The organism is Cupriavidus sp. 207A1 (assembly GCF_057798955.1).
Window position 1 is genome coordinate 540,292 of record NZ_JBYOJO010000003.1, and the last position, 14,185, is coordinate 554,476.

The window sequence follows — 14,185 nt, forward strand, 5'->3', positions numbered from 1 at the left end:
TGCGCGGAAAGCCATGACAACGAGAAAAGGGGGAGCAACGATGCGCGGGTTCGGTCGGCTGACCAGATGGCTGGCAGTGCTGCTGGGGCTGGCGGTGGCCGGCGCCGCAGGCGCGCTGGCCTGGTATCGCCACGCGGCGCAGCCGCCGGTGTCGGGCAACGAGGTGCTGGCCGGATTGCGCGAACCGGTCACGGTGGTGCGCGACAGCCAGGGCGTGCCGCATATCCGCGCCGCCAGCAAGGTCGATGCGTGGTTCGCGCTGGGCTACGTGCATGCGCAGGACCGCCTGTGGCAGATGCAGATGAACAAGCGCATCGTCGCCGGCCGGCTCGCGGAGATCCTGGGCCCGTCCGCCGTCGATAACGACAAGTTCCTGCGCACGCTGGGCGTGCGGCGCAACGCCGAGGCCATCCTCGCGCAGGCGTCGCCCGAGGCGCGCGCGGCGCTGCAGGCCTATGCCGACGGCGTCAATGCATGGATCGACCGGCGCCAGGGCCCGCTGCCGCCGGAGTTCCTGCTGCTGCGCACCCGGCCCGAGCGCTGGGAACCGGCCGACACGCTGGGCTGGCAGACCATGATGGCATGGGACCTGGGCGGCAACTGGACCCAGGAGACGCTGCGCATGCGGCTGGCGCAGGTGCTGCCGGTGGCCCGCATCAGCGAACTGCTGGCGCCGTATCCGGGCGAGCAGCCGGTACGCACCATGGATTATGGCCATCTGTACCGGCAGCTGGCGCCGCTGGCGAGCGCGATGGCCAGCGTCGGCGACAAGGCCCCGCCGGGCTATGTCGAGGGCATGGGCTCGAACAACTGGGTGGTGTCGGGCGCGCACACGCAATCGGGCAAGCCGATGCTGGCCAACGATCCGCACCTGGGGCTGCAGGCGCCGGCGCTGTGGTACTTCGCGCGCCTGAGCGCGCCCGGGCTCGAGGTGGCTGGCGCCACGCTGCCCGGCATGCCGCTGGTGGTGCTGGGCCACAATGACCGGATCGCCTGGGGGCTGACCAATACCGCGCCGGATGTGCAGGACCTGTATATCGAGCGCGTGCGTCCGGGCAACGACACCCAGTACCAGACGCCGCAGGGCTGGGCCGCGTTCGAGACCCGCACCGAAACCATCCGCGTCAAGGGCGCCGCCGACGTGACGCTGAAGGTCCGCAGCACGCGCCACGGGCCGGTGATTTCCGACGTGGCCGAGTCGCTTACCAGCGCCGCCGCGCCGCTGGGTGCGCAATACGTGGTGGCATTCCAGTGGACCGCGCTGCGCGCGGATGACCGTACCTTCCTCGCCGGGCTGCGGCTGAACCAGGCGCGCGACTGGAACAGCTTTACCAACGCGCTGCGCGACTTCCACTCGCCGCAGCAGAACATCGTCTATGCCGACGTCGACGGCAATATCGGCTTCTACGCGCCGGGCCGCGTGCCGCTGCGCCGCGCCGACAACGACCTCAAGGGCCTGGCGCCGGCACCCGGCTGGGATGCGCGCTACGACTGGACCGGCTTTATCCCGTTCGAGGCGCTGCCGCACCAGTACAACCCCGCCGGGGGCGTGATCGTGACGGCCAACCAGCGCATCGTCGCGCCCGACTATCCGTACTTCATCACCAGCGAATGGACGGTGCCGTATCGCTTCGACCGCATCCGCACGCTGCTGGCGGCCACGCCGAAGCACAGCTTCGACAGCTTTGCCGCGATCCAGAAGGACGTGGTCTCGCTGGCGGTGCGCGATGCCCTGCCGCTGCTGCTGGCCGCGCCGGTCAGCAACGACGCCGCGCGCCCGGCGCGCGAACGCGCCTTGCTGCAGGCCTTGCGCCAGTGGGACGGCACCATGGACCCCGCGCGCGCCGAGCCGCTGGTGGTCACCGCATGGCTGCGCGAGCTGTCGCGCCGGCTGTTCGAGGAGAAGACCGGCGAGGCGATCTTCGTGCGCCTGTGGGACCAGCGCAACGTGCAGCAGCCCATGCTGAACATCCTGCGCGATCCGCGCAAGCTGGGCGCGTTCTGGTGCGACCGGCCCCATACCGGCCCGGCCGAGAGTTGCGACGATGCCGTGGCCGACGCCTGGGCCCAGGCCATGGCGGACCTGTCGCGCCGCTATGGTGACGACCCCGCGCGCTGGCGCTGGGGCGAGGCCCATGCGGCGCGGCTGGAGCACCGGCCGTTCGGCAAGGTCGGCTACCTGGCGCCGCTGTTCAACCTGCGCGTGCCGACCGGCGGCGACACCTACACGGTCAACGTCGGCCGGCACAACCTGCGCGACGACAAGGCGCCGTTCGAAAACACCCACGCGGCCAGCGTGCGCGCGCTCTATGACCTGTCCGACCTGGCGGCGTCGCGCTTCATGGACTCCACCGGGCAGTCCGGCAATGCGCTGCTGCCGCGCTACCGCGACTGGATCGGCAAGTGGGCGGCGGTGGAGTACATCACCATGCCGCCGGCGGCAGCCCACGGTCGGCAGGGCGCGGCGGACGCCCTGGTGCTGGCGCCTGCGACAAAATAGCGCGGACCGCGGCATGCCTCGCTGGGAAGGTTCTCAAACTGGCGAGGTCGTGCCCGGGTCGTCCGCCGGCAGTTGGCGACAGACGCTAACATGAGGGCCTTTATCTCCCTCACGCCCGGCAAGGAGTCCCTGATGACAACGCGTACCACCCATGTGATCCAGCACGTCGCCTTCGAGCATGCGGGCGTGATCGGCAACGCCCTGCGCGCGCGCGGACACACGCTGCGGGTGTTCCAGGCCGGCGTCGACGAACTTGGCCCCATCGCCAGCGAGCCGGCCGACCTGCTGCTGGTGCTCGGCGGCCCCATCGGCGTCTACGAGACCGATGCCTATCCGTGGCTGGAAGCGGAAATCGCGCTGATCCGCCAGCGCCTGGGTGCCGGGGGCAAGCTCATCGGCGTCTGCCTGGGCGCGCAGCTGATCGCGCGCGCCGCCGGCGCCAGGGTCTACCCCGGCCCGCGCGAGATCGGCTGGGCGCCGATCACGCCGACGCCGGCCGGGCAGGATTCGGCGCTGGCCGAGCTGGCCGCGGCGCAATGGGAAGTCCTGCACTGGCACGGCGACACCTTCGACCTGCCCGCCGGCGCGCAGCTGCTGGCCTCGACCGCGGCGGTGCCGAACCAGGCCTATGCCATCGGCAACCAGGTGCTGGCGCTGCAGTTCCACCCCGAGGTCATGCCGCGCGATATCGAGGCCTGGCTGATCGGCCATACCGTCGAACTGGGCAAGGCCGGCATCGACCCGCGCACTATCCGCGCGCGCACCGCGCAGGTCGGCGCCACCGTGGCGGCGGCGGGGGAACGCATGTTCGCGCGCTGGCTGGAGCAAGCCGGACTATGAGCCAGCCGCTATCCGCCATCCGCGTGCCGGTCGATGCGGTGCTGACCGGCGCCGTGCGCCCGTTCGGACCCAAGGGCGTACCCAGCGGCATTGCCAAGGCCGCAACGCGCGCACGGCTGCGCCTGACCGCCACCGGGCTCGAGGGCGACGGGCAGGGAGATCCGCGCCACCACGGCGGCCCGGAAAAGGCGCTGCACCACTATGCCTTCGACCACTACCCGGCGTGGCGCCTGACGCTGCGGGAACAGGGCGCGTCAGCCGACGGCGTCCTCGACACGCCTGGCGCCTTCGGCGAGAACCTGAGCACCACGGGCCTGACCGAAGCGGACGTCTGCATCGGCGACCAATTCCGCCTGGGCACGGCGCGGGTCGAGGTGTCGCAGGCGCGCCAGCCGTGCTGGAAGCTCAACCACCGCTTCGGCTATGCGGGCATGTCGCGCGCCGTGCAGCAGAGCCTGCGCACCGGCTGGTACTACCGCGTGCTGGAAACCGGCGACGTGGCCGCGGGCGATATGCTGGAACTGGTGGCGCGGCCCTGTCCCGGATGGTCGCTGCACCGTCTGCTGCAGGTGCTGTATGTCGAGCGGCTCGACTATGACGCGCTGGAGGAAATGGCCGCGCTGGCACCGCTGGCCGAAAGCTGGCGCAAGCTGGCACGGCAGCGCCTGGAGCGGCGCGAAGTCGAATCGATGGAGCGGCGCCTGTCCGGCGAATGACGGGCTACGGGTGAGCGCGGCTCAGCCCTGGCGGAAACGCTTGCCGGTGCCTTCGCGTGTGATCCGTTCCCACACCAGCTGCTTTTCCTCGTCGCTGAAAAATACCCAGTTGCTGACCTCGGCCGCGGTGCGACCGCAGCCCTGGCACACCTCGTCGAACAAGGTCGAGCAGATGCCGATGCAGGGGCTGTCCGGGCGCTCGGACAGCGTGGAATCCGTGCTGCCGTGGTCCGGTTCGGGGCGGAGCGGGGCGGATTCGTAAGGTGACGGCATGGTGGCGGCAGGGCGGAAGGTAAAACGGCCGCCCATTATATCGGGACCGCAGCGGCAGCCCGGCCAAAGGCCGTGCCGTGGGGGCGGGGATTACCTCGGACGTCATTGAGCCATACGGCAGGCGCCATTACGCTGCGACAGGAATTGCGCCTTTTCAGGAGTCCAGCCATGCCCCATACCATCGCCGCCGTGTCCCTGTCACAAGACCGCCGCCCGGCCGGCGTCGACCCGCGCATGCGCGCCATGGTCGACAACGTGCTGCTGGGATCTCCCGTGGCGCGTGCCCTCGGCGTGCGGCTGGCCAGCCTGGCGCCGGACCATGTCGAGCTGGAGATGCCGTTCCTGCCGACCAACGTGACCCACGGCAGCATCGTGCACGGCGGCGTCATCGCGACATTGATCGACATTGCCGGCGCGGCCGCGGCTGCGTCCGGTGCCAGTGCCGACGAGGTGAAGGGCGGGGCGACCGGTTCGCTGTCGATCCAGTACCTGGCGCCGGCGCAAGGTGCCGCGCTGCGGGCGGTGGCATCGGTGGCCCGGCGCGGCCGCCGGCAGGTTGTGACGGATGTCTCGGTGTACGCCGAAGTGCCCGACGAAGGCGTGCTGGTTGCCAGGGCCTTGATGAGCAGTGCCATGTTCTGAGCCGGGGGGCTGGGATCCGTATGCCCAGAACTTATTAACGCAATTAACCGCCAACAGTGACCCCTCCACGCCTGGCCGCGCCAGCTGCACTGGCGCGATCTGCCCCCAGTTGAGCGGCTTCGATTTCGCTTGTGTTCGGTTGGAACGCGGGCCAGCGTTCGGCCTATAGACATATCCCGCCTGAACCACAGAACACTACGGGCCATCATGAGCCGGTCAGCTGCGTCGATCCGGCCGGCTTGACCAGTACCCAAGCCAAGGCAGATATACCGCGTCGCGTCTGTGCGGCGGGCCACATACGCGCACGCCCATGTGTGCATCGGTCATGTATCAGCGCGCCACAACGCTGCCTAAACTGATTTTATGCTCACCACCGGATGCGCAAAAAAAGGCGGTGCAATGCTGCGCGCCAACAACATTTATGCATTTAAAGAAAAGCTAAAAAAATTGAAAAAATCCGGGTCTTTGGGGCAATAGTCTCGAAGGAGGTGTGGCATGAAGACCGTGCAAAAAACTTTCGCGGCGGCAGCGGCGGGCACGTGCTCGCTATGGCTGCTCGTCGTGCCGGCAGGCCCTGCGCGGGCGGCCGTTGATTGTCCCGAAGCCGGTCCGGCGGTATGTGGAGAAAAGAGCGGCCTGGTTCCGGCGCACAAGGATTTTATCCATGCCACGCTGATATGGAACAAGAAATATTCGACCTGCCCCAACATGCTGGTCTGGATGCGGCCCTCGGAATATAAGCCAAAACATTATCTCAATCCGCCGGTTCCCGGCAGCAATGTATTTCCGGGATTCAATCAGAAATACATCGAGCTGGTACAGGGCGGCTTCGGCCTTGGCCAGCTCGACGAGAGCGGCTGGTCGCGCTACGGCCCGGATCTGGAGCGCGAAAACGCGCAGATGCTAGATGTGTGCGGACTGCAGTCGATGATCGATACCGGCGTGTTCACCAAGAACGCCATCGCCGACCTGACCAGCGCGGAGATCAGCAGCACCGACCGGTTCTTCACGGATGCCGGATTTTCCAGGGGCCTGGGCTATAACCTGTTTTGCAATGGGCATGTGTCCGGCGCGGATGGCCGGATCTACGTGGTGGGGCTGCATGACAAGGGCGGCAACAACGGCGGCAGGAAGGTCAACATATTCGACCCGAAAACCGGGGCCTGGGTACCAAGGCCGATGCCCTGCGTCAGAATCGGCTATGAAATGGACCCGACCGGCGTGCTGTCTCACTGCGATCCGCTCAACGAAAACAACACCGATCCGCCGGCGTCGTCAGACCTGAAATACCAGCGCTGGTACCCGACCGCGGTGACCTTGCCGGACGGCAGGATCCTGGTGCTGTCCGGCTCCGACCAGGACACCAGCGTGGGGCCGGCCAACGCCGGCAGCACCAAGGTGCGCCAGGGCGTGCCGGAAGTCTACGACCCCAAGACCGACACGACGGTCGCGCTGGAAAACGCGTGGAAGCAGTTGCCGATGTATCCGCGCGCCTTTGTTGTCCAGACCGGCCCGAACGAGAAGGACTGGAAGGTCGCGGTCACGGCCGAGGTGGTGCCGCCGCTGCCGGGCCAGCCGGGCGGCCTCAATATCGGTGGATACGATCCGTTCTTCTACAGCGGCAATACCTATCTGCTCGACGTCCAGGGCGCGCTTGCCGATCCGCTGATCGCCACGCGCGCGCAGAATCACTGGACCTTCGTCGACACCGCCCAGAATGGCCACGACAGCGGCGCCGGCGTGCTGATGGTGACGATTCGCGCGGATGGCAGCTGGTCGCAGGAGGTCTTTCTGTTTGGCGGATCGAGCGGGGGCAACACGCCCGACTCGGCAGTCGCGGAAACGATCGATTTTTCCAGCGCGACGCCGAAATGGAAGCCCCTCGCCAGTCTCATCCAGCCGGCCACGCAGAACAATGTAGTGGCGCTGCCGGACGGGAAACTGCTGGTGGTTGGAGGCGCCAGCGGAAGCACGAACAGCCTGCGCTATCAGATGTTCAATCCGGCGGATGGCAGCCGGACCGATCTCGTGTCGTCTCCCGTACCAAGGCACGATCACTCCACCGCGCTGCTGATGCCCAATGGGGTGGTGTGGGTCATGGGCGGCAACCGCGTCAACCTGATTCCGGGATCGCCGCAGACGCAGGCGCAGCGGGATGCCGCCGTCCCGGTGCTTGAGCAGTACAAGCCGCCTTACTTCTTCAAGGGGGCGAAGCCGGTCATCGACAATGCGCCGCCCAGCATCCGCCACGGCAACAAGTTCAAGCTGGAGGTCTCCGGCACGGAGGTGGCATCGGTAGCGATGATCCGCACCGGTCCGGTCACGCACAACTGGACCTGGGGCAACCGGTACGTGAAGCTGCCGTTCGCGCAGCAAGGCCGCAAGCTCGAAGTCACCGCGCCGCCGCTGCCGGGGCTGGCGATCGCCGGCGATTACCTGCTGTACGTCGTCGGCAGCAACGGTGCGGTCAGCGACGGCCGGCATCTGGTGCTCAAGCTCACGAGCGACCCTGAGCCGGATTGATGGCGCCCCTCGGTTTCCCGGCCCGGCCGCGGGTCGGGAAGCGCCTGAGTTCCGGGATCGACCAGGAGATGGCCGCTGGACGACCCCGGTGCTGCCCTGGATCAGTACTTCCAGAACACCTGCTGCAGCGCCTTGCTGTCGTTGGTCTGCGTCAGCGCCAGCGCCATCAGGATGCGCGCCTTCTGCGGCAGCTGGTCGTCGGTGACGATCCAGTCGTACTTGTCGTCCGGCTGCTCGGCGTTGCGAACCACCACGCCGCTGCCGGTGCGCGACGCGCGCACGATGTGCACGCCCTTGGCGCGCGCGGCCTTGAGCGGCTCGACCATGTAGTCGCCGACGCTGCCGTTGCCGGTGGCGGCGTAGACGATGGCCTTGGCGCCGCTCTTCACCGCGGCATCGACCGCGGCCGGGTTGGCGTTGCCGTAGGCATAGACCACCGCCACCTCGGGCAGCTTGTCGATCTTGTCGATGTCCCACTGCGTCTGCACCGTGTGCGGCCGTGCCGGCAGGCGGTAGAACAGCGTGCGGCCTTCCACCACGTAGCCAAGCGGGCCGAACGGCGAGCGGAAGGTCTCGGTCTTGAAGGTGTTGGTCTTGGAAACGTCGCGGCCGGTGTGGATCTCGTCGTTCAGCACCGCCAGCGTGCCCTTGCCCTTCGAAGCCGGGTTGGAGGCGACCAGCACGGCGTCATAGAGGTTCAGCGCGCCGTCGGCACCCAGTGCGGTGCCCGGGCGCATCGAGCCGACCACCACCACCGGCTTGTCGCTCTTCAGCGTCAGGTTGAGGAAATACGCGGTTTCCTCGATGGTGTCGGTGCCGTGCGTGATCACGATGCCGTCGACATCAGGCTGCTTGAGCAGTTCCGACACGCGCTTGGCCAGCTTGAGCAGGCGTTCATTGTTGAAGCTCTCCGAGCCGATCTGGAAGATCTGCTCGCCCTTGACGTTGGCGACCTTGGAGATTTCCGGCACCGAGGCGATGATCTTGTCGACCGGGACCACGGCGGACTGGTAGGCGGCGGTGTTGGTCGCCGCCGCGCCGGCGCCGGCAATGGTGCCGCCGGTGCCAATGATGACGATGTTGGCCTTGCGCGCTTCGGCCGGGGCCGTGGCAGCGGCGGCGGCAGGCTGGGCCGCGGGCGCGAGCTGGGCGTGGGCGGCGCCGGTGATCAGGCTCGCCGACAGCAGGGCAGCGGCCAGCGTGGTGACGCGGGCGGAATGTTTCATGGTTCTCCTCGGTATCTATACGAACGTGTGGCCCGTACTGGAAGCGGCACGACATACCTTATGGGTGGAATGGTGCCGTCCGTGTTCAGTCGGTGGCTGCCCGCGGCCGGGCCTCTGGTGCAGGGTCCGGTTCAGGCAGCGGCAGAGACTATACGTGAGGAGAAATTCGCGGTGGAAGGGCGGCGCAAGGGTTATGCCGATTCGGCATAAAATCGCCTTTCCCATAACTTCAGGCGCATACATCGCCGGGCCGGCCGAGGCTTGCCGGCCCCGGCGGTTTCTGTTGCAACCAGCTCAGAACGCGTCGCCCGGCACGCGCACCCAGCCTTCCATCAGCACGCGCGCGCTGCGGCTCATGATGGCCTTCCTGACCACCCATTCGCCGTCGACCTGCTGCGCCTCGGCGCCGACCCGCAGGGTGCCGGACGGATGCCCGAAACGCACCGCATTGCGCTCGCCGCCGCCCGCGGCAAGGTTGACCAGCGTGCCGGGGATGGCCGCCGCAGTGCCGATCGCCACCGCGGCCGTGCCCATCATGGCGTGGTGCAGCTTGCCCATGGAGAGCGCGCGCACCAGCAGGTCAACATCGGCCGCGCCCACCTGCTTGCCGCTGGAGGCGGTGTAGTCCACCGGCCGGGCCACGAACGCCACCTTGGGCGTGTGCTGGCGCTTGGCCGCCTCGTCGACGTTTTTGATCAGGCCCATGCGCAGCGCGCCGTAGGCGCGGATGGTCTCGAACATCGCCAGCGCCTTGGTGTCGCTGTTGATGGCGTCCTGCAGCTCGGTGCCGGTGTAGCCGATGCTCTCGGCATTGACGAAGATGGTCGGGATGCCGGCGTTGATCATGGTGGCCTTGAGCGTGCCGACGCCCGGCACTTCCAGGTCATCGACCACGTTGCCGGTCGGGAACATCGCCCCGCCGGCGCCTTCTTCCTCGGCCGCGGGGTCCATGAATTCGAGCTGGACTTCGGCGGCGGGGAAGGTCACGCCATCGAGTTCGAAGTCACCGGTTTCCTGCACTTCGCCGTTGGTGATGGGCACGTGGCCGATGATGGTCTTGCCGATATTGGCCTGCCAGATGCGCACCACGGCCACGCCGTTTTGCGGAATGCGGCTCGGGTCGACCAGGCCGGCGCTGATCGCGAACGGACCGACCGCGGCCGACAGGTTGCCGCAGTTGCCGCTCCAGTCGACAAAGGGCTGGTCGATCGAGACCTGGCCGAACAGGTAGTCGACATCGTGGTCCGGACGCGTGCTCTTCGACAGGATCACGGTCTTGCTGGTGCTGGAGGTGGCCGCGCCCATGCCGTCGATCTGCTTGCCGTACGGGTCGGGGCTGCCGATCACGCGCAGCAGCAGCGCGTCGCGGGCCGGACCGGGAACCTGCGCGGTCTCGGGCAGGTCCTGCAGGCGAAAGAACACGCCCTTGCTGGTGCCGCCACGGATGTAGGTGGCGGGGATCTTGATCTGGGGTACGTGGGCCATGGGAATGAATGTCATGGTTAGGTATGCGAAGGAAGCCGATCGCAACCGGCACCCCTTGCGGACGCGCCCCTCTCCCGCACGCGGGAGAGGGGCGCAAACACTCGGCAACGAGTTAAGCCGCCGCCTTGTTCGACTCCAGGAAGTCCTGCGCAAACCGCTGCAGCACGCCGCCGGCCTCGTAGATCGACACTTCCTCGTCGCTGTCGAGGCGGCAGGTCACCGGCACTTCCACGCGCTCGCCGTTCTTGCGATGCACCACCAGCGTCAGCGTGGCGCGCGGCTGGCGTGCGCCGATCACGTCGTAGGTCTCGGTGCCGTCCAGCCCCAGGGTCAGGCGGTTCACGCCCGGCTTGAACTCCAGCGGCAGCACGCCCATGCCGATCAGGTTGGTGCGGTGGATGCGCTCGAAGCCCTCGGCGACGATGGCTTCCACGCCGGCCAGGCGCACGCCCTTGGCGGCCCAGTCGCGCGACGAGCCCTGGCCATAGTCCGCGCCGGCGATGATGATCAGCGGCTGCTTGCGGTCCATGTAGGTCTCGATCGCTTCCCACATGCGCACCACCTTGCCTTCCGGCTCGATGCGCGCCAGCGAACCCTTCTTGACCTGGCCGTCGACCACGGCCATTTCATTGATCAGCGTCGGGTTGGCGAAGGTGGCGCGTTGCGCGGTCAGGTGGTCGCCGCGGTGGGTCGCGTACGAGTTGAAGTCCTCTTCCGGCAGGCCCATCCTGGCCAGGTACTCGCCCGCCGCGCTGTTCAGCAGGATGGCGTTGGACGGCGACAGGTGGTCGGTGGTGATGTTGTCGCCCAGCACCGCCAGCGGACGCAGGCCCTGCAGCGTGCGCTCGCCGGCCAGCGCGCCTTCCCAGTACGGCGGGCGGCGGATATAGGTGCTCTGCGGGCGCCAGTCGTACAGCGGCGCGGCGCTCTCCCCGGTGTCCGCGGTCAGCGCGAACATCGGCTCGTAGACCTTGCGGAACTGCTCGGGCTTCACGCTCTGTTTGACGATCGCGTCGATCTCTTCGTCGCTCGGCCAGATGTCCTTCAGGTACACCGGCTTGCCGTCCTGGTCGGTGCCCAGCACATCCTTTTCGATATCGAAGCGGATGGTACCGGCGATGGCGTAGGCCACCACCAGCGGCGGCGAGGCCAGGAAGGCCTGCTTGGCGTACGGGTGGATGCGGCCGTCGAAGTTGCGATTGCCCGACAGCACGGCGGTCGCGTACAGGTCGCGGTCGATGATTTCCTGCTGGATCTTCGGATCGAGCGCGCCGGACATGCCGTTGCAGGTGGTGCAGGCAAAAGCGACGATGCCGAAGCCGAGCTTTTCCAGGTCGGGCAGCAGGTTGGCTTCTTCCAGGTACAGCTCGACCGCCTTCGATCCAGGCGCCAGCGACGACTTGACCCACGGCTTGCGCGCCAGGCCGCGCGCATTGGCGTTGCGTGCCAGCAGCGCGGCGGCAATCACGTTGCGCGGGTTGCTGGTGTTGGTGCAGCTGGTGATGGCGGCGATGATGACCGCGCCATCGGGCATCAGGCCTTCGGCTTCCTGCGCGCGGGCCTGGTCCAGGTCCACGGCGATGCCGCGCTCGGCCAGCGCCGAGGTCGGCAGGCGCTTGTGCGGGTTGGACGGGCCGGCCATGTTGCGCACCACGCTCGACAGGTCGAACTTCAGCACGCGCTCGTATTCGGCGTTCTGCAGCGAATCCGCCCACAGGCCCGCGGCCTTGGCGTACGTCTCGACCAGCTTGAGTTGTTCGTCGGTGCGGCCGGTCAGGCGCAGGTACTCAATGGTCTGCTCGTCGATGAAGAACATCGCCGCGGTGGCGCCGTATTCCGGGGCCATGTTGGAGATGGTGGCGCGGTCGCCGAGCGTCAGGCTCGAGGCGCCTTCGCCGCGGAACTCCAGGTAGGCGCCAACCACTTTTTCCTTGCGCAGGAATTCGGTCAGGGCCAGCACGATGTCGGTGGCGGTGATGCCGGGCTGGCGCTTGCCGGTCAGCTCGACGCCGACGATATCCGGCAGGCGCATCCACGAGGCGCGGCCGAGCATCACGTTCTCGGCTTCCAGGCCGCCCACGCCGATGGCGATCACGCCCAGCGCATCGACGTGCGGCGTGTGGCTGTCGGTGCCTACGCAGGTATCGGGGTAGGCCACGCCGTTGTCAGCATGGATCACCGGCGACATCTTCTCCAGGTTGATCTGGTGCATGATGCCGTTGCCCGGCGGGATCACGTCGACGTTCTTGAATGCCTTCTTGGTCCAGTCGATGAAATGGAAACGGTCTTCGTTGCGGCGGTCCTCGATCGCGCGGTTCTTGGCGAAGGCATCGGGATCGAAGCCGCCGCACTCCACCGCCAGCGAGTGGTCGACGATCAGCTGCACCGGCACCACCGGGTTGACCTTGGCGGGGTCGCCGCCCTGGTCGGCAATGGCGTCGCGCAGGCCGGCCAGGTCCACCAGCGCAGTCTGGCCCAGGATGTCGTGGCACACCACGCGCGCGGGGAACCACGGGAAGTCGAGGTCGCGCTTGCGCTCGATCAGTTGCTTCAGCGAATCCGTCAGCGTGGCGGGGTCGCAGCGGCGCACCAGGTTTTCTGCCAGCACGCGCGACGTGTACGGCAGCTTGTCGTAGGCACCCGGCTGGATGGCCTCGACCGCGGCGCGCGCGTCGAAGTAATCCAGCTTGGTGCCCGGTAGCGGTTTGCGGTTTGCAGAATTCATGGTGTAGGGAAATCTATATAAGTATGAAAAAGGGGTAGTGGGCCCCCCATCGTTCGATGATGAGCGACCAACTACCCCCTTTGCCCGCAGGCTCGGATCAATGCAACCCGCGGGCAATCCGGCAGCCGGTCTTACTTGCGATCCTTGATCGGCACGAACTTCAGGTTCTCCGGTCCGGTGTAGTTGGCGCTGGGGCGGATGATCTTGTTGTCGATGCGCTGCTCGATGATGTGCGCGGCCCAGCCCGAGGTGCGCGAGATCACGAACAGCGGCGTGAACATCGCGGTGGGCACGCCCATCATGTGGTAGCTGACCGCGCTGAACCAGTCCAGGTTGGGGAACATTTTCTTGATGTCCCACATCACCGTTTCCAGGCGCTCGGCGATGTCGAACATCTTCATCGAGCCGGCGTCCTTCGACAGCTTCTTCGCCACTTCCTTGATCACCTGGTTGCGCGGGTCGCCGGTGGTGTACACCGGGTGGCCGAAGCCGATTACGACCTCCTTGTTCTCGACGCGGCGGGTGATGTCGGCCTGGGCCTCGTCCGGGTTGTCGTAGCGCTTCTGGATCTCGAACGCGACCTCGTTGGCGCCGCCGTGCTTGGGGCCGCGCAGCGCGCCGATCGCGCCGGCGATCGACGAGTACATGTCCGAGCCGGTGCCGGCGATCACGCGCGCGGTGAAGGTCGAGGCGTTGAACTCGTGCTCGGCGTACAGGTTGAGCGAGGTGTTCATGGCGCGCTCCCACAGCGCCGACGGCTTCTCGCCGTGCAGCAGGTGCAGGAAGTGGCCACCGATCGAGTCATCGTCGGTCTCCACTTCGATGCGGCGGCCGTTGTGGCTGTAGTGGTACCAGTACAGCAGCATCGAGCCGAGGCTGGCCATCAGCCGGTCGGCGATGTCGCGCGCGCCCGGGGTGTTGTGGTCTTCCTTCTCCGGCAGCACCGTGCCCAGCACCGACACGCCGGTGCGCATCACGTCCATCGGATGGGCGCTGGCGGGCACCCATTCCAGCGCCGCCTTGACGTTGGCGGGCAGGCCGCGCAGCGACTTCAGCTTGGCCTTGTAGGCGGCCAGCTCGGATTTGGTCGGCAGCTTGCCGTGCACCAGCAGGTGGGCGATCTCCTCGAATTCGCAGGTCTCGGCGATGTCGAGGATGTCGTAGCCGCGGTAGTGCAGGTCATTGCCGGTGCGGCCGACGGTGCACAGCGCGGTGTTGCCGGCGGTCACGCCCGACAGCGCGACGGATTTCTTGG

10 protein-coding genes are annotated in these 14,185 nt (G+C 67.3%); 5 read left to right on the forward strand and 5 right to left on the reverse strand.

Annotation, left to right across the window (positions count from 1 at the left end):
- Positions 1–40 precede the first annotated feature (40 nt).
- From AC3FMM_RS08120 to AC3FMM_RS08130, 3 genes are all read left to right on the forward strand, one after another.
- Entirely contained in the window at positions 41–2,500 is a 2,460-nt protein-coding gene (locus tag AC3FMM_RS08120; protein WP_488686403.1) for a penicillin acylase family protein, read from the forward strand.
- A gap of 132 nt (positions 2,501–2,632) precedes the next feature.
- The gene (locus tag AC3FMM_RS08125; RefSeq protein ID WP_115709547.1) at positions 2,633–3,340 is read left to right on the forward strand and encodes a glutamine amidotransferase; all 708 of its coding nucleotides are present in this window, start codon (positions 2,633–2,635) and stop codon (positions 3,338–3,340) included.
- A complete protein-coding gene (locus tag AC3FMM_RS08130) occupies positions 3,337–4,056 on the forward strand; it encodes an MOSC domain-containing protein (RefSeq protein ID WP_488686404.1) in 720 nt (239 codons plus the stop codon). The genes AC3FMM_RS08125 and AC3FMM_RS08130 overlap by 4 nt, the downstream gene beginning before the upstream one ends.
- Positions 4,057–4,077: 21 nt before the next feature.
- Here the strand turns inward: AC3FMM_RS08130 and AC3FMM_RS08135 are convergent, their stop codons facing one another.
- On the reverse strand, positions 4,078–4,329 hold the full coding sequence (locus AC3FMM_RS08135) for a DUF1289 domain-containing protein (protein WP_326346869.1): 252 nt from the start codon (positions 4,327–4,329) through the stop codon (positions 4,078–4,080).
- Between the two features lie 168 nt (positions 4,330–4,497).
- Here AC3FMM_RS08135 and AC3FMM_RS08140 point away from each other — a divergent pair, with 168 nt between their 5' ends.
- Both AC3FMM_RS08140 and AC3FMM_RS08145 read left to right on the forward strand, forming a co-directional pair.
- Positions 4,498–4,971, forward strand: coding sequence for a PaaI family thioesterase (locus AC3FMM_RS08140; protein ID WP_326346868.1), 474 nt, complete (start codon positions 4,498–4,500; stop codon positions 4,969–4,971).
- Between the two features lie 495 nt (positions 4,972–5,466).
- Positions 5,467–7,494, forward strand: coding sequence for a galactose oxidase early set domain-containing protein (locus AC3FMM_RS08145; protein WP_488686405.1), 2,028 nt, complete (start codon positions 5,467–5,469; stop codon positions 7,492–7,494).
- Positions 7,495–7,595: 101 nt separating this feature from the next.
- On the opposite strand, the gene AC3FMM_RS08150 is transcribed toward AC3FMM_RS08145, so the two are convergent.
- From AC3FMM_RS08150 to prpC, 4 genes are all read right to left on the reverse strand, one after another.
- Positions 7,596–8,720, reverse strand: coding sequence for an asparaginase (locus AC3FMM_RS08150; RefSeq protein WP_116312593.1), 1,125 nt, complete (start codon positions 8,718–8,720; stop codon positions 7,596–7,598).
- Between the two features lie 294 nt (positions 8,721–9,014).
- Positions 9,015–10,205 carry a 2-methylaconitate cis-trans isomerase PrpF gene (gene prpF / locus AC3FMM_RS08155; protein ID WP_115709542.1) on the reverse strand — a complete coding sequence of 397 codons (1,191 nt, stop codon included), beginning with the start codon at positions 10,203–10,205 and terminating at the stop codon, positions 9,015–9,017.
- A gap of 112 nt (positions 10,206–10,317) precedes the next feature.
- On the reverse strand, positions 10,318–12,930 hold the full coding sequence (gene acnD, locus AC3FMM_RS08160) for a Fe/S-dependent 2-methylisocitrate dehydratase AcnD (RefSeq protein ID WP_115709540.1): 2,613 nt from the start codon (positions 12,928–12,930) through the stop codon (positions 10,318–10,320).
- 131 nt (positions 12,931–13,061) lie between these two features.
- A partial coding sequence (prpC, locus tag AC3FMM_RS08165) for a bifunctional 2-methylcitrate synthase/citrate synthase (RefSeq protein WP_488686406.1) occupies positions 13,062–14,185 on the reverse strand: 1,124 nt, incomplete at its 5' end.